Annotated in this window: 20 protein-coding genes; 17 read left to right on the top strand and 3 right to left on the bottom strand. The window is 58.6% G+C overall.

Annotated features, from left to right (window positions below; all coding sequences use genetic code 11):
• Positions 1-137 precede the first annotated feature (137 nt).
• From ACAM_RS01420 to ACAM_RS01410, 3 genes are all read right to left on the bottom strand, one after another.
• Entirely contained in the window at positions 138-611 is a 474-nt protein-coding gene (locus ACAM_RS01420; protein WP_022541030.1) for a CBS domain-containing protein, read from the bottom strand.
• Between the two features lie 85 nt (positions 612-696).
• The gene (locus ACAM_RS01415) at positions 697-1,398 is read right to left on the bottom strand and encodes an MBL fold metallo-hydrolase (RefSeq protein ID WP_158318575.1); all 702 of its coding nucleotides are present in this window, start codon (positions 1,396-1,398) and stop codon (positions 697-699) included.
• Positions 1,399-1,510: 112 nt separating this feature from the next.
• The gene (locus ACAM_RS01410) at positions 1,511-1,939 is read right to left on the bottom strand and encodes an ACT domain-containing protein (protein WP_022541027.1); all 429 of its coding nucleotides are present in this window, start codon (positions 1,937-1,939) and stop codon (positions 1,511-1,513) included.
• Between the two features lie 162 nt (positions 1,940-2,101).
• Between ACAM_RS01410 and ACAM_RS01405 the strand changes: the two genes are divergently transcribed.
• The 17 genes from ACAM_RS01405 (at position 2,102) to ACAM_RS01325 (ending at position 14,744) form a co-directional block, all read left to right on the top strand.
• The gene (locus ACAM_RS01405) at positions 2,102-2,359 is read left to right on the top strand and encodes a hypothetical protein (protein WP_022541026.1); all 258 of its coding nucleotides are present in this window, start codon (positions 2,102-2,104) and stop codon (positions 2,357-2,359) included.
• An 84-nt stretch (positions 2,360-2,443) separates the two neighbouring features.
• On the top strand, positions 2,444-5,638 hold the full coding sequence (gene ileS, locus ACAM_RS01400; RefSeq protein WP_022541025.1) for an isoleucine--tRNA ligase: 3,195 nt from the start codon (positions 2,444-2,446) through the stop codon (positions 5,636-5,638).
• Complete coding sequence (gene cas4, locus ACAM_RS01395) at positions 5,578-6,276, top strand: CRISPR-associated protein Cas4 (protein ID WP_022541024.1); 699 nt, start codon at positions 5,578-5,580, stop codon at positions 6,274-6,276. Before ileS ends, cas4 begins: the two co-directional genes overlap by 61 nt.
• Before the next feature lie 93 nt (positions 6,277-6,369).
• Complete coding sequence (locus tag ACAM_RS01390; protein WP_022541023.1) at positions 6,370-7,311, top strand: AAA family ATPase; 942 nt, start codon at positions 6,370-6,372, stop codon at positions 7,309-7,311.
• Positions 7,304-9,283: a VWA domain-containing protein gene (locus tag ACAM_RS01385; RefSeq protein WP_022541022.1), complete on the top strand. Its 1,980-nt coding sequence runs from the start codon at positions 7,304-7,306 to the stop codon at positions 9,281-9,283. The genes ACAM_RS01390 and ACAM_RS01385 overlap by 8 nt, the downstream gene beginning before the upstream one ends.
• 117 nt (positions 9,284-9,400) lie before the next feature.
• Complete coding sequence (locus tag ACAM_RS01380) at positions 9,401-9,823, top strand: 30S ribosomal protein S19 (protein ID WP_062661666.1); 423 nt, start codon at positions 9,401-9,403, stop codon at positions 9,821-9,823.
• A gap of 25 nt (positions 9,824-9,848) precedes the next feature.
• Positions 9,849-10,319, top strand: a complete 471-nt coding sequence (gene rplV, locus ACAM_RS01375; RefSeq protein WP_022541020.1) for a 50S ribosomal protein L22 — start codon at positions 9,849-9,851, stop codon at positions 10,317-10,319.
• Between the two features lie 4 nt (positions 10,320-10,323).
• The gene (gene rpsC / locus ACAM_RS01370; protein WP_022541019.1) at positions 10,324-11,052 is read left to right on the top strand and encodes a 30S ribosomal protein S3; all 729 of its coding nucleotides are present in this window, start codon (positions 10,324-10,326) and stop codon (positions 11,050-11,052) included.
• Positions 11,053-11,075: 23 nt separating this feature from the next.
• Positions 11,076-11,294 (top strand): 50S ribosomal protein L29, encoded by a 219-nt coding sequence (gene rpmC, locus ACAM_RS01365; RefSeq protein ID WP_022541018.1) that lies wholly within the window; start codon positions 11,076-11,078, stop codon positions 11,292-11,294.
• Positions 11,272-11,598, top strand: a complete 327-nt coding sequence (locus tag ACAM_RS01360) for a ribonuclease P protein component 1 (protein ID WP_022541017.1) — start codon at positions 11,272-11,274, stop codon at positions 11,596-11,598. Before rpmC ends, ACAM_RS01360 begins: the two co-directional genes overlap by 23 nt.
• The gene (locus ACAM_RS01355; RefSeq protein ID WP_022541016.1) at positions 11,568-11,912 is read left to right on the top strand and encodes a 30S ribosomal protein S17; all 345 of its coding nucleotides are present in this window, start codon (positions 11,568-11,570) and stop codon (positions 11,910-11,912) included. Before ACAM_RS01360 ends, ACAM_RS01355 begins: the two co-directional genes overlap by 31 nt.
• 14 nt (positions 11,913-11,926) lie before the next feature.
• On the top strand, positions 11,927-12,349 hold the full coding sequence (locus tag ACAM_RS01350; RefSeq protein ID WP_022541015.1) for a 50S ribosomal protein L14: 423 nt from the start codon (positions 11,927-11,929) through the stop codon (positions 12,347-12,349).
• Between the two features lie 15 nt (positions 12,350-12,364).
• Positions 12,365-12,763: a 50S ribosomal protein L24 gene (gene rplX, locus ACAM_RS01345; protein WP_022541014.1), complete on the top strand. Its 399-nt coding sequence runs from the start codon at positions 12,365-12,367 to the stop codon at positions 12,761-12,763.
• A 43-nt stretch (positions 12,764-12,806) separates the two neighbouring features.
• Entirely contained in the window at positions 12,807-13,568 is a 762-nt protein-coding gene (locus ACAM_RS01340; protein WP_022541013.1) for a 30S ribosomal protein S4e, read from the top strand.
• Positions 13,565-14,143: a 50S ribosomal protein L5 gene (locus ACAM_RS01335; RefSeq protein ID WP_022541012.1), complete on the top strand. Its 579-nt coding sequence runs from the start codon at positions 13,565-13,567 to the stop codon at positions 14,141-14,143. Before ACAM_RS01340 ends, ACAM_RS01335 begins: the two co-directional genes overlap by 4 nt.
• Positions 14,144-14,162: 19 nt before the next feature.
• Positions 14,163-14,327: a 30S ribosomal protein S14 gene (locus ACAM_RS01330; RefSeq protein WP_010865686.1), complete on the top strand. Its 165-nt coding sequence runs from the start codon at positions 14,163-14,165 to the stop codon at positions 14,325-14,327.
• Positions 14,328-14,342: 15 nt separating this feature from the next.
• Positions 14,343-14,744 carry a 30S ribosomal protein S8 gene (locus tag ACAM_RS01325; RefSeq protein ID WP_022541011.1) on the top strand — a complete coding sequence of 134 codons (402 nt, stop codon included), beginning with the start codon at positions 14,343-14,345 and terminating at the stop codon, positions 14,742-14,744.
• Positions 14,745-14,819: the final 75 nt, after the last annotated feature.

Raw genomic sequence — 14,819 nt, 5'->3', positions numbered from 1 at the left:
ATACTCCGGCCTCCTAGGAATGGGGCCAGGATTTATAGAGCGTTAACCAGGCTAGAGGCGGCCTAGGAGACCTGAACCCCCTGCACAGGGCTCGGGTGCGGCAGCTACCCCTATGCTAGGGGGTGGGGCGGCCTGAGCTATTTCATCCTCTTGAGCCTCTCCCTCCTGTCTATCTCCTGTTTTAGACTGTATATTACGTTTATGTAGTTGGGCGCCAGTTTTACTATGTCGGTCTTCGTTATTATTCCAACAGGCTTCTCGGTCTCAGGGTCTAGCACTGGGAGGTGGCCTATGTTGTGCTCGCCCATAAGCGATGCAGCCCGCTCTACAGAGTCGTCGGTGTACACGTAGTATGGGTTCCGCGTCATGATGTCGCCGACCCTGACAGCCTCAGGGTCCAGGCCCTTCGCCACGACCTCACGTATTACGTCGGTCTTAGTCAATATACCTAGGAGCGTGTTCCTCTCGTTCACCACTATCAGGCTGCCCACCCCGTTCTCCAGCATGATCCTGGCCGCCTCCTTCACGCTAGCCATAGGCAGCACGGTTATCGGCGGGGAACTCATTATGTCCCTAACAAGCACGTCGTCATAGCCCTCTTCCAAGCCCAAACCCTCCGCACCTCGCATCCAGGTTAAACGCGGTGTCTAAGGGGCTAATATAGCCTGGTATTGGCTATAGGCAGCGTCGTAAGGCTTATCCGTAGGTGGCCCTTCCCTCCACATCCCAAAACGGGCCTTTCTCACGGGTCTCCTCCAGGAAAGCCCTAGCAGCCTTTCTATCCATACATGTGACGCTAGTGCACAAATAGTCTGGGTCCCTGCTGCTTATCTTCTCAAGACTCTCAATCCAATCCCTCTCGCTGCTGGCCCACTCTCTCCTAAGTCGGCCCAGGGCGTCTGACACCGCCAGGACCGTGGCCTCCCGGGTTTCTATCTGTATGCTGACGCTCCCTGGTGTATGTCCGGGGGTAAAGAGGACCTCAACGGCCTCACACCCCCCCGGCAGCCTTCCTTCCCTGGACAGCTCAAGGCCGACGGGCACAGGCTTCGGGGGCACCCCGTATTCGACGGCCGCCGTCTTCACAGGGTCGCCCTCCTCAACCCACCTGGAGTCGGGGCGCCTAGCAGCTATGGTGACCTTGTGGTTGTCGTGGAGCCACCTAGCCCCCCCGCTGCTCGGGACGTGGGCGTGGGAGACTATGGCGGTGACTATGTCCCACGGCTTGACCCCGGCCGAGGCTAGGTTCGAGGCTAGAGCCACAATGCTCCCGGGCTCTCCGGAGCCTGTGTCGTATAGGATGTGGCACCTGCCAATGCTAGCGAGGAGTACCAGGGAGTCGGGCAAGCCCGTCAAGCCTGGCCAGAGGAGTATCCACACCCCCCTTGCAAGCCTCACAGCCGTCGACTTCAGTCACCCTCCTAGCAAGGAGCCTCCCAACCTCATGCCCGGACCAGCCGTGGCTGTGGTTGATATGCGTTAACCGCTGGAGCGTGCTCCCACCTCCACTCTATATCCACTCGAGCCCCGCCTCAAGCCTGCGCATTATAACGTGGAACACGACGTCAAGCCTCTCCAGCTCCTTCTTCAAATCCTCTGGATCTACATCGGCCCTGCTGAAGTCCGCTATAATAGTGCAGCCGCCCTCCTCCCCCCTAACTATGCTGGCGCACTTGCTGGCCACTATGTCTATCCTATGGCGTGCTAGGATCTCTGTCACAGCCGCCAGCGCGCCCGGCCTGTCCTTAAGCGTGGCGTCTATGACGTAGATGGACTCGCTACTGCTTGTTATGGGCGTGGCTATAAGCTCCCTCTTATCCACGTCCCCGATCAGGAGGACTACCATACCCGGCTCGATGCCCAGAGCGCTTCTTATTGATTGAGGTATAGTAACCCTGCCCTTAGAGTCAACCTTCACCAGCGCGGAGAGCCTCTTCACCTACAAGCACACCCCCGTAGGCCTGATCTAAGAGGGTGCCGGTGATTCTATTAAGTTTAAACGGTGGGCCTATAATTTAACGTAGCATACCTACAACCCGCCGGTTTACCTTCTAAGGTTTTAAACGCTCCGCTAGTGAAGGTCTCTGCAGGGGACCACCTGTTGACGGCGGGCATAAGGCTCTACAGAGTCTACTACAGCACCTATAACGACGATGTACACAGTAGAATTGTGGAGGAGCTTAGGAGCAGGTTTGGGGTTGAGGTTAGAGACCACCGCTCCACCGTGGTCAGGGAGTTCAGGTTCGTCGAGGTCCTCCTGGGAGAGCCAGGCCGGGAGGCCGAGATTGAGGAGGCCGTTAAGTCGCATGGAGACAGCGTCTTCGGCGTTAAGGTGGAGTGGATCGACACCACCAGGTAGGAGGGGGCCAAGGAGGTCCTCAGCGCCTCTGCGCCCAGTTTTTATTAAACGGTTAGGGAGAATTGTCTTTGGGGGTGCCCGGCTGTGGGTAGTGTGCCGAGGGTTCTTGAGGGTGAGAGGTACGACCAATTCGCCCTAGAGTCGTTTGTCAAGTCCTACTGGGAGGGGAATAACATATACCGTAAGGTTAAGGAGAAGTCTTCCAGGGCCTCCAAGAAGTTCTACTTCCTCGACGGCCCCCCATACGCGTCGGCGAAATCCATACACATAGGGACGGCGTGGAACAAGGTTGTAAAGGACGTCGTTCTAAGGTTCTACAGGATGACTGGCCATAATGTGTGGGACAAGCCCGGCTACGACACCCACGGCCTGCCGATAGAGGTTAAGATAGAGCAGAGTCTCGGTGTGAGGGTTAAGAGGGAGATAGAGGAAAGGGTTGGCGTCGAGAATTTCATAGCCGCGTGTAAGAGGTTCGTCGACGAGAACATGGAGGCCATGACAAGGCAGTTCAAAGAGATAGGAGTCTTCATGGACTGGGATAACCCGTACGTGACTTACAGGGACGACTACATAGAATCGGGCTGGTGGCTTGTGAAGAAGGCCTGGGAGAAGGGGCTGCTCTACAAGGGCTACAGGGTCCTCCACTGGTGCCCCCGCTGCGAGACCACGCTGGCGGACTACGAGGTCTCCGAGTATAGGGAGCTGGAGGACCCCTCAATATATGTCAAGTTCCCTGTAGAGGGGCGGGAGGGCGAGTACCTCCTGGTGTGGACCACCACACCCTGGACGCTTCCGGCAAACGCCTTCGTAATGGCTCACCCGGAGATGGAGTATGTGAGGGTGAGGGTGGGGGGTGAAACGCTGATACTAGCGAAGCCCAGGCTGGAGCATGTAATGCGGGAGGCGGGGGTCAGCGGGTACGAGGTCCTCCAGGTCCTCAAGGGCAGCCAGCTAGAGGGCCTAAGGTATAGGCACCCCCTGGAGGATGTGGTGGACGCCCAGAGGGAACTATCCAAGTGGCACAAGGTCGTCATGGCCCCGGAGGCTGTTACCCCCCACGAGGGCTCAGGCCTAGTCCACTCGGCACCGGGCCATGGGACTGTAGACTATGAGGTGGCCAAGAGGATAGGGGCCCCTGTGGTGTCCCTCGTGGACGAGAGGGGGTTCATGACAGAGGCTGCGGGCAAGTATAGGGGGCTCTACTTCAGGGGGGAGGCGAATAGGGCTATAGTGGAGGACCTCAGGGAGAGGGGTGCTCTATTCCACGAGGCCACGATAGTGCACAGGTACCCTGTATGCTGGAGGTGCAAAACCCCGCTACTCCTGAGGGCGACCACCCAGTGGTTCGTCGCCGTAACAAGGCTCAAGGACCAGCTTATGAGGGAGGCGGAGAAGGTCGAGTGGCAGCCCGGGTGGGCTAAGACAAGGTTCATGAACATGCTGAAGGAGCTGAGGGACTGGGTTATAAGCAGGCAGAGGTACTGGGGTATACCACTCCCCGTATGGCGCTGCGGCTCCTGCGGCTACGAGCACGTTGTCGGGAGCGTGGAGGAGCTTATGTCGATGGGGGGCGAGAAACCCGAGAACCTCCACAGGCCCTGGGTCGACAGGGTGGAGCTGAAGTGCCCCCGGTGCGGCGGCACCATGAGGAGGGTGCCTGACGTTCTAGACGTTTGGTTCGACAGCGGGATAGCTTTCTACGCCAGCCTAGGCTACCCGAAGTACAGGGAGACGTGGGAGAGGCTGAAGCCCGTCGACTTTATAGTAGAGGGGCACGACCAGATAAGGGGGTGGTTCTTCAGCCTCCTGAGGAGCGGGGTAATAGGGTTCGGGGAGGCGCCCTACAGGAGGGTCCTCGTCCACGGGTTCGCCCTAGACGAGCAGGGCAAGGAGATGCACAAGAGCCTGGGCAACTACGTCGACTTCGAAGAGCTGATATCCAAGGTGCCCCGGGACGTCGTGAGGTTCTGGGTGCTGCAGAACACGGTGTGGGAGGACCTGAGGTTCAGCTGGAAAGGGCTTGACCTGATGAGGAGGGACTTCACAGTCATATGGAACGTCTACGCGTTTGCAAGCACCTACATGGGGCTGGACAGGTTCGACCCGAAGAGCGTTGGCCTGGGCGACATCGAGGACAGCCTGGAGGTGGAGGACAGGTGGATACTCTCGAGGCTAGCCAGCCTCAAGAGGCGGTACATGGAGGCTATGGAGGACCTCAGGATACACGATGCAGCGAGGGCGCTCAGGAGCTTCATAATAGAGGACGTGAGCCACTGGTACCTCCGGATAATAAGGCGGAGGGTCTGGGAGGAGGTTGACACCCCCTCGAAGAGGGCTGCCTACGCGACCCTCTACAAGGTCCTCTGGGAGTGGCTCCTCATGGCCGCCCCCTTCATACCCTACACCGCCGAATACCTTTACATCAAGGTGTTCAGGGAGGCCGAGGAGAGGCCTGAGGAGTCTATACACATGCTGGACATGCCTGAGCCCGAGGATCACCTAGTCGACTCCGCCCTCGAGGAGGATATGGAGAAGGCGAGGATGGTTATAGAGGCCATACTCTCCGCGAGGAACGAGGCAGGGCTGAAGCTGAGGAGGCCCGTCAGGAGGGTTATAATAGCAGCCTCCTCCCAGGAGGCGGAGAGGTCTCTGCGGAGGCTCGAGGGGCTGATAAGGCTCATGGCTAACGCTAAGGAGATAGAGTTCGCCCCGGCCTCCGCCCTGGAGGCCACCAGGATCTACAGGGTAGAGCCAGACTACGGCAGGCTGGGGCCGAGGTTTAAGAGGGAGATGCCTAAGGTCCTCAGGCTCATAGAGGAGAGGGGCGGCGAGATAGGAAGGCTGCTCGCGGAGAAGGGCGTTTACGAGGCTGAGTACGAGGGGCTGAGGATCAGGCTCACGCTGGAGGATGTAAGCCTAAAGGCTGAGTACCCAGAGTGGCTGAAGGTGAGAGACACCCCCCTAGGCCTTGTTGCTGTGGACACACGGCTGACGAGGGAGGAGGTGCTCGAGGGTGTGGCCAGGGATATTGTGAGGAGGATACAGGCAATGAGGAAGGAGGCGGGCTATAACGTGGAGGACTATGTGGAGGTGTGGATAGAGGGGAGTGGGGATGTGGAGGAGGCTGTAAACGCTTTAAAGGATTACATTAAGAGGGAGACGAGGGCTGTGAGGCTGGAGCTGGGGACGCCGCCCAGCGGGGTAGAGGTGCTTAGAGAGTGGGAGCTAGACGGGGACAGGGTGGTGATAGGGCTGAGGAGGGCGGCCGCTTCAGGATAGCCCCCAGCAGGCTAAGAACCTTCATCTACTGCCCCCGCCTCTACTTCTTCGAAACCCACATGCCGGCTGAAAGGGGGCTTTTAGCCAGGCTCAGGATGTTGGCGGGAACCGTTTACCACGCTGTCGCAGCCCTGCTGGACAGTATTAGGGGGGGTAAGGCTGAGGAGCCTGTTGAGGAGGCTGTAGGTGGCTACCTCATAGCCGGGAGGCCCGACTCGTGGAGGATGGAGGATGGAGAGGTTGTTGTTGTGGAGAGGAAGAGCGGCAGGGGTCCCAGGAAGGGGGTTTGGCTCTCGGACCTTCTCCAGGCGGTTGCCTACGCCATAGCGTTGGCGAGGAGGAACGGCGCGAGGGCCGCCCGAGTTAGGATAGTCTATCTCCGGGGCGGCTCGGGGGAGTATAGCGTGGGGGAGGACCTGGTGTACACCGCTATGAGGGCCATGGAGGATATGAGGCTCGCGACGGAGGGCGTGCTACCCTACCCCAACAGGAGCCCCAGGAAGTGTGGTATATGCCCCTACAGGGAGGAGTGTTACCGGCTGGACGAGATGCTGCCGGAGTATGCTAGAGACTCTCTGTTCGAACCGGGCTCCTGGGTAGCAGGGCTTGAGAGCGTCTATAAAGGGGGGAGGGCATAATAGTTCTAAGCCGCCGCCCCACTCTATATACCCTGTGGAGCCCTGGGGGTATCCTCCTGGGAGGGCTGGCCACCCTAGGAAGGTTTGAGAGTCATGTCGGGGTCTATGGCGGCTCAAGACGCTATAGAGGCTAGGGTTTGGGATGCCTACGGCTCCCTTGTTGAGAGCAGTGTAGGCAGGGTTAGGAGTCCTGAGGCTGCTGTAAAGCTGTTGGAGGGCAGGTATAGGCTGGTGGTTGACAAGAGGGTTGTCACCCTGGTTTACGCCGCCTTCCTAAACGGGAGGCCAGTACTCTTCGAGGGGCCCCCCGGCACCGGTAAGACGGAGATAGGTGAGGCGCTGCTGGAGCTGTGGGCTGGGAGGAAGCCTTTCATACTCCCCTGCAGCGAAGGCTATGACGAGTACAAGGTTATAGGGGACTTCCACCCGCAGATGGCTATGAAGCATGGGTTCAACGAGGAGAGCTTCGTCCCCCGCCCCCTTTTAGCGGCCCTCATACTAGACACCGGCGTCCTAGTTGACGAGGTGAGGAGGAGCAGCGAGGAGTTCCAGAACATGCTCCTCGACATTATTGATAAGAGGAGGATAGTCGTCCCCGAGATTAGGAGGGTGTTCAGGGCTAGGGGCACCGGCTTCCAGCTCATAATGACGAGCAACCCGGAGGACATAGCGCAGAACGAGCTCAGCGACGCTTTCCTACGCAGGGTTGTAAGGGTTAAGTTCGACTACCCGCCCAGGCATGTTGAAGAGAGGATAGTTAGGCTGAGGACGGAGGAGAGGCCCCTCCTGGGGGCGGAGGTCATGGAGGTTATAATGAGGGTTGTGGAGAGGCTCAGGACATCCAACATAAGCCATAAGCCAGGCACCTCCGAGTCGGTAGCCTGGGCCAGGATGGCCCAGAGCATAGCGTCTCTAAAGGGTAGGGAGAGGGTGAGCCTCGAGGACCTTGCAGAGGCGGCCGAGGCTGTTCTCGTCAAGCGCGTCGACGACGAGGAAGTGGTGAGGGAGGTCCTGGGTGAGGCCCTGAATGTCTAGGGGCCTCAGGCTAGAGGATATAGCTTCTGGACTCCCGGCTGCCGCCGAGGTCCTCAGGCGCCAGGGCCACAGCATCGGCACCTCGGAGCTAGTCGACATTATAACACTTGCGAGGAGCTACGCCGACCTCGAGGGCAGGGATTTCCTGGGCGAGGACGAGCTGGCCATGGTAGTGGAGGCTGTGGTAAAGTCCAAAAGGCTATCGGAAGCCGTTGTGGAGGAGCTGAGGAGGGCTTCATCCAGCAGCAGGTTCAGGGAGAGGGTGGAGAGGCTGGAGAGCGAGATAATGGCTAGCCTCCAGGCTATGGGGGCTAAGCCCGGGTGGAGGGTATCCAAGAAGGGGGTTTCGAGGAGGGGGAGGGAGGCTGTAGCTGCCTATATGATGCTGAAAAACGTGGGGGCCATACACGGGAGGCCAGGGAGGGAGAGGGTTGCGGACGCCCAGAGCCTGAGGAGCCTGGCCTACACTCTAGCAAGGCAGGGGATGGAGAGCCTCAGGGAGGCCTATCTCACGAAGCCCTCGAGGGGCGGGAAGGAGAGGCGGCTGATGGAGGCCGAGGCGGGGCTCTCGCCAAGGCTCACCGAGCTAGACGAGAAGGGGCTCGTCGAGCTGGGTTGGGCATCTATGAGGAAGGGTAACGCTAGGCTCTTGAAGGATGTGGGGCTAGAGCTTGCTAGGAGGGCTAGGACCGGCTCTCTGACTAGGGTGCGGGACGCCTACAGGATCATGAGGAGGGCGGGGACGCTCGACAGGGAGACCCTCTCCCTCATGATAGCCACAGACCCCTCCCTCTCCTCCGCTCCAGAGGCTGACGCCAACACGGTAGCCAGGGCTGTGGGCATAGCTGGTAGCGAGCGTGGAGGGGAGATACTGGCGAAGAGGCTTAGGGACGCGCGCCCAGGGGAGGCTGAGGACCTCGTCTCGAAGGTACCGCCCGAGGCTTTGTGGGCTGTGAAAAGCCATAGCCTAGACGGGTGGAAGGGCGAGCTGCTGGACGCTGCCTCCAGAGCCGCAGCCAGCCTTAGGAGCGCGCTTAGATATATGGAGGGAGGGGGTGAGGGGTGGAGGGAGCTAGGCTACAGTATGGCTCTGGAGGCGATAAGCAGGGCCTCTAGACTAGGGGAGTCCGCCTCTATAGGGGGGCTGAGCAGGGCCACGGTTTTCGGCATGGCCGAGACGGCTATAGCAATCCTGGAGCTGGAGTCGTCCAGGCCGGGCGACCCGGAGAGGGTGTACTCGATACTCTCCAGGCTCGCCCTTCCCGCCGCGGTTAAGGTCCTCAGGAGCCTGTACTCGAGGGCCAGCGCGGATGAGAGGGAGGTGCTTGTGCGGAGCATGGAGAAGCTTCTCTACAAGTATTCGGTTAGACACGGTCTAAGGCTTCTCCCGAAGACTGTCCTGTCCCCGAGGAGGAGCCCGAGGGTTGATGTGAGGAGGAGCATATACCAGAGTATCAGGGGCGGAAGGCCCACGATAGTTTATAGGGAGAGGCTGAGGGCGGGTAGGCTGAGCCTCGCCCTCGACGTGAGCTCCTCCATGATAGACTACTCCTCCTGGGCTATAGCAGTCGCCAGCCTCTTTCTCTCAAACATTTCAAGGCTAGTCTTCTTCAGCCACACCTCCACAGTCCTCGAGGGCCCCCTAAGCAGGAGGGAGGTTGCCAGGTCCCTCCTCTCCGTAGAGTTCAGGGGCTACACAGACATATCCACGGCCCTGGAAAAGGCTGCACAGCCGGGTGTAAAGAAGGTTGTGGCAGTCAGCGACCTGCAGCAGACAGTCGATAGCCAGCCAATACCGCATGTCGTCAAGAACCTACACAGGTCTGGCTACAGGGTCGCCTTCATAACCCCGCCCAGCGCGAGGCCTGAGGATGTGGAGGCGGTGAGGGAGGCGGGGGCGAGGGTGGTGACCGCATGGACGCCGCGCCAGGCCGCACTCGGGGTCCTCAGACACATCCTAAGACGCCCCTGAAGGCCGCCCGCGCCCCCTAGCCTAGGTATTTTAGGATTATAGGGCGCGGTGGTAGAGTGGGGTTTAATAGGGTGGAGTCTAGTTAGCCCTTCGGGGGGTAGTGTATTGGCGTTTGAGATGCGGCCAGAGTGGAGGAAGTTCAGGTACAGGGGGAGGACGCTTGAGGAGCTGTTGAAGATGGATATTGAGGAGCTGGCTCGCCTCTTCCCGGCTAGGCAGAGGCGCAGCCTGCTGAGGGGCTTAACACCAGCACAGCAGAAGCTGCTGCTGAAGGTTAGGAAGATTAGGAGGAGGATTGAGGAGGGCCGTCTTAAGAGGCCCCCGGTTATAAGGACCCATGTAAGAGACATGATCATACTGCCGGAGATGGTGGGCCTAACCATAGCGGTGTACAACGGCAAGGAGTTCATACCAGTTAAGATAGTGCCGGAGATGATAGGCCACTACCTGGGAGAGTTCAGCCCGACAACGAGGATAGTCCAGCACGGAGAGCCGGGTCTGAAGGCCACGAGGAGCAGCCTACACGTGGCCAGCAAGTAGCGGTGAAGCGGGGGTGCTATGAGCCGTGCCTAGGTGGGGCTACAGCGTTAAGCTGAGGGACGAGTCTGAAGTTGCGAAGGCTGTTTTGAGGAACGTGCCGGTTCACCCTAAGGTTATGGCAGAGGTCGCGGGGGCGATAAGAGGCATGACGCTGGGTGAGGCGAGGCGCTACCTAAAGGCTGTTGTCGAGAAGAGGGAGGCTGTGCCCTTCAGGAGGGCCCACGGCAAGCAGGCTCACAGGAGGGGGATGGCGGACAAGTGGGGCTGGCCCGTGGGCCGGTACCCCGTGAAGGCCGCCAGGTACATGCTGAAGCTGCTGGACAACGTCGAGGCTAACGCCGCCAACAAGAACCTCGATATCGAGAGGCTCAAGATCATACATGTAGCGGCTCACAAGGGGATAACCCTCAAGAGATGGATGCCCCGCGCCTGGGGGAGGGCGACTCCCCGGAACAGGGTTCACAGCCATATAGAGATCGTGGTTAGGGAGGTGTAAAGCGGTGCCGACAAAGGTTGTTAGGCACTTCCTAAACCAGGGCCTCCTCAGGACTAAGATAGACGAGTGGCTGGCGCAGAACTTCTACGAGGCGGGCTACAGCAGAGTAAAGGTTGTCCAGACGAGCCTGGGGACGAACATCACGATATGGGCGGAGAGGCCAGCCCTGATAATAGGGAGGCGGGGGGCGACCATCAGGAGGCTCCAGGAGGTGTTCCAGACGGTCTTCGGCCTGCCCAACCCGAGGATCAGGGTCGAGCAGCCCGAAAACCCCATGCTGGACGCCAGGGTCCAGGCTTTCAGGATAGCTAGATCCATAGAGAGGGGTATACACTTCAGGAGGGTCGCCTTCGCAGCCCTCAACAGGATAATGTCGAACGGCGCCCTCGGCGTCGAGATAACCATAAGCGGTAAGCTAACCAGCGAGAGGGCGAGGTTCGAGAAGTTTAAGGCGGGCAAGGTCTACAAGAGCGGTCACAAGGTTGACGAACTCGTCGACAGAGCCTCCGCCTACGCACGCCTGCCGAAGGGCGTTATAGGCGTTGACGTGATAATAGTGAAGCCTGGCAAGCCAGGGGACTACGTGAGGATAAAGAGTGAGGAGGAGGTTAAGGAGGTTATAGAGAGTATACGCTCCGAGATTGAGGCCCTCGGCCTGCAGGAGGAGACGGCTAGAGGGCTTTCAGAGCATATGGAGCCAGCCAGGCCCGGCGAGGAGCAGGAGGAGGCATAGAGCCTGGAAGGGGGTGATTCGGAGTGGGCAAGTTTAGGATAAAGACTAAGGAGCTTAGGGGCATGAGCATTGAGGAGCTCGAGAAGACTCTCAGGGAGCTGAGGATAAAGCTCATGGGGCTGAGGTATAAGGCCAAGGTGGGTCTACTGGAGAACCCTGGCGAGCTGAGGGAGACAAGGAGGAATGTGGCCCGTATACTAACTGTTTTGAGGGAGAAGCGTGCAGGGGAAGAGAAGGCCTAGGCGCCCCAAAACACCACCCCTCCTCACCGGCCTGCGCGTCAGGATACTCTCCCACAGCGACCCCTCCCTCGAGGGTCTCGAGGGGAGGGTCGTAGTTGAGGGGAGCAGGTCCCTCAGGATACTAACCCCTCGGGGGATAGTCACTGTTCTCAAGGATCTGGCGGTGCTCGAGGTGGAGTCCCCGGGCGGTGAGTATATTAGGATATCTGGCACAGTGTTAATCGGGAATCCCCTGGAGAGGGTTAAGGAGTACAGGTGGAGGGTGTCCCGGCGGTGCCGAAGTTCAAGCAGGTTAAAAACCTGAAGATACCTGGCGTTAGCCCCCCTGAGAGGGTGTGTAGCGACCCAAATTGCCCTTGGCATGGCGCTCTTAGGGTCAGGGGAGTGCTCCTGGAGGGGGTTGTGGCTAAGGCTAGGGCTAGGAGGATGGTAGTAGTGCAGCACGAATACCTCTACTACGACAAGAAGTATAAGAGGTACGAGCGGAGGAGCAAGAAGATACACGCCCATCTGCCTGACTGTATAAGCGTTAGGGAGGGAGACTTAGTTGTTATTGGGGAGACTAGGCCGATATCCAAGACGGTCAAGTTCACCGTCCTCGGAGTCAAGAGGAGGTAGGGGGTGCGTAGGGAGTGGCTAAGAAGAAGAAGTATGGGGTAGTAGTCTCACGCTACGGGGTAAACCCCGGGCTCCAGGTAGGGAGCTACGTGCCGGTTGCCGACAACAGCGGGGCCAAGGAGGTTATGATAATAAGCGTGCCCCAGGTGAAAACGAGGCTTAGGAGGCTGCCTTCCGCCGGAGTAGGCGACCTGGTTGTTGTGAGCGTGAAGAAGGGGACTCCCCAGATGAGACGGCAGGTTGTATACGCAGTGGTCGTAAGGCAGAGGAGGCCCTTCAGGAGGCCCGACGGCACCTGGGTTTCATTCGAAGACAACGCGGTTGTGATAGTCAACCCGGACGGGACTCCGAGGGGTAGCGAGGTTAGAGGTCCCATAGCAAGGGAGGCCGCTGAGAGGTGGCCTAGGGTGGCTAAGATAGCTACAATGATAATATAGCCGGGGGTGCTGGCCGTGCCCGTGCTCACCAAGAGCAGGCAACCTAGGAAGCAGAGGAGGGCGCTCTACAGGGCGCCCCTCCACGCCAGGCAGAAGCTAGTCTCCGCAACGCTGAGCCCGGAGCTGAGGGAGAAGTACGGTGTTAGGAGTCTCCCGGTCAGAAAGGGGGATAAGGTTAGGATATTGAGGGGCGATTTCAAGGGCCACGAGGGTAAGGTTGTTAAGGTCGATCTGAGGAGGCTGAGGATCTACATAGACGGCGTGACGGTGACTAAGGCTGACGGCACTCCAGTCTTCAGGCCCATCCACCCGTCGAACGTTATGATAATTGAGCTTGACCTTAGCGACGAGTATAGGAAGAGGATAATCGAGAGGAGAGCGAAGGGTAGAGGGGGAGGAGAGGCCTCAGAATAATAGCCTGGATTCTGAGCAGTAGAGTGCTGGGGTGTTGTGGAGAATGGCTAGGATGGGTGGGCAGAGGAGGCTCAAAGCCCTAGCGGCGCCCAGGTTCTGGCCTATACTTCGTAAGGAGTATAAGTGGGTTGTAAAACCGAGGCCGGGCCCACACCCCGCCGAGAAGAGCCTGCCCCTGCTCCTGATTGTTAGGAACGTCCTGGGCTACGCCCAGACTGCGAGGGAGGCGAGAAAGCTTATCTCAGAGGGCCACTTCAGGGTTGACGGTGTAGTTAGGAAGGACTACAAGTTTCCCGTCGGGTTCATGGACGTTGTAGAGGTTGTTGACACTGGAGAGGCTTTCAGGATGCTCCCATACCCCGTCAAGTTCTTCAAGCTACACCCCATCCCTAGGGAGGAGGCTGGCCTGAAGCCCGTTAGGATCGAGAATAAGACGACAGTCAGGGGAGGCCATATACAGCTCAACCTTCACGATGGCCGGAATATACTGTTGAGGGTTAAGGATCCGAGGAACCCGGAGGAGGATGTCTACAGTACTATGGACACCCTCCTTATAACCGTGCCCGGCCAGGATATAAAGAGCCACGTCAAATTCAGTGAGGGAGCTATAGCAATAATAGTCGGAGGCCGCAACGTCGGCCGCGTAGGCGTGGTTAAGAGTGTGCAGAAGGGGTGGGGAAGAAAGAGGACTCTGGTCACTCTAGAGGATGCTAGCGGCAACCTCTTCCAGACCTCCCTGGACTACGTCTTCGTTATAGGCCTCGACAAGCCCGTAATATCGCTACCGGAGGGTGCGTGGAAGTGAGTGCCAGGGCACAGGCTCTGCCAATCCCTCCCGAGAGGGTTAGCGAGATTCTCGAGGAGTGGAAGAGCAGACCTATGAGGAGACCCAGGATTGTGAAGGTTACTGTTAACATAAGCATTGGCCAAAGCGGGGAGAGGCTTCAGAGGGCGGCCGAGGTCCTTGAGGAGCTGACGGGCCAGAAGCCGGTCTTCCGCAAGGCGAAAAGGACTATTAGGGCGTTCGGCGTCAGGAAGGGCGAGAACATTGCGGTCATGGTCACTCTACGAGGGGAGAAGGCGTTAAACTTCCTCAAGAGAGCGTTGGAGGCTGTAGGCCATAGGATAAAGGCTAGTAGTATAGACGAGCACGGGAACGTCTCCTTCGGGATTGAGGAGCACATTCTAATACCGGGTGTCAAGTACGACCCTAGAGTGGGTATACTAGGCATGGACGTAGCGATAACAGTGCAGAGGCCAGGCCATAGGATAGTGGAGAGGAGGCGTCAGAGGAGAGGCCATATACCGAGGAGGCACAGGGTGACGAGGGAGGAGACTATGGTGCTGCTCAACCAGCTATTCGGCGTCACCTTCATCTAAGCTTTGGGGGTGGAGTGCTGTGGCTAAGATAAGGCCTCCAAAGCCCAAGAGGATGGGGCGCGGGGCCCAGAGGTGCCAGAGGTGTGGGACCAGGGATGCGGTTATACAGAAATACGGCCTCTACCTATGCCGCCAGTGCTTCAGAGAGATAGCTCCAACGCTGGGGTTCAGAAAGAACAGGTAGTGGAGGTGGAATGCCATGGTTATGCTTGACACCCTTGCCAACGCTATGGCCGCTATAAAGAACGCTGAGATGAGGGGTAAAGGCGAGGCTATAATTATGCCTTCGAGTAAGCTAATAGCCAACGTGCTCAGGATACTGGAGAAGGAGGGCTATATAGCAGGGTTCGAATACATAGACGACGGCAGATGGGGCAAGTTCAGGGTCAAGCTGCTGGGGAGGATTAACGATATAGGGGTTGTGAAGCCTAGGACGCCAGTTAGCTACAGGGAGCTAGCAAAGATGCCTGAGCACCTTAGGAAATACCTCGCCAGCAGGGACGTGGGCCTCCTCATACTATCGACGCCCCAGGGCATCATGACGCATAGAGAGGCTCTGAAGAGGAAGATAGGAGGAATAGTGATAGCCTACGTCTACTGAACCCTCTCTCCTCTTCTTGTGTTACTCACGCGCCGCCTCCTTCCGCACACTATATTAGCTCGTGGCTACTCAACC

Origin of the sequence: Aeropyrum camini SY1 = JCM 12091, assembly GCF_000591035.1 — an archaeon.
Classification (GTDB): domain Archaea; phylum Thermoproteota; class Thermoprotei_A; order Sulfolobales; family Acidilobaceae; genus Aeropyrum; species Aeropyrum camini.
The sequence above is the reverse complement of the archived record's forward strand: the minus strand, read 5'-3'. Positions and strand labels throughout refer to the sequence as shown.

Coding starts and splice junctions, on each gene's coding strand:
- ACAM_RS01390 (WP_022541023.1), top strand. CDS start 6,370: ATGTCGGGGTCTATGGCGGCTCAAGACGCTATAGAGGCTAGGGTTTGG.
- ACAM_RS01385 (WP_022541022.1), top strand. CDS start 7,304: ATGTCTAGGGGCCTCAGGCTAGAGGATATAGCTTCTGGACTCCCGGCT.
- ACAM_RS01380 (WP_062661666.1), top strand. CDS start 9,401: ATGCGGCCAGAGTGGAGGAAGTTCAGGTACAGGGGGAGGACGCTTGAG.
- ACAM_RS01340 (WP_022541013.1), top strand. CDS start 12,807: ATGGCTAGGATGGGTGGGCAGAGGAGGCTCAAAGCCCTAGCGGCGCCC.
- ACAM_RS01325 (WP_022541011.1), top strand. CDS start 14,343: ATGGTTATGCTTGACACCCTTGCCAACGCTATGGCCGCTATAAAGAAC.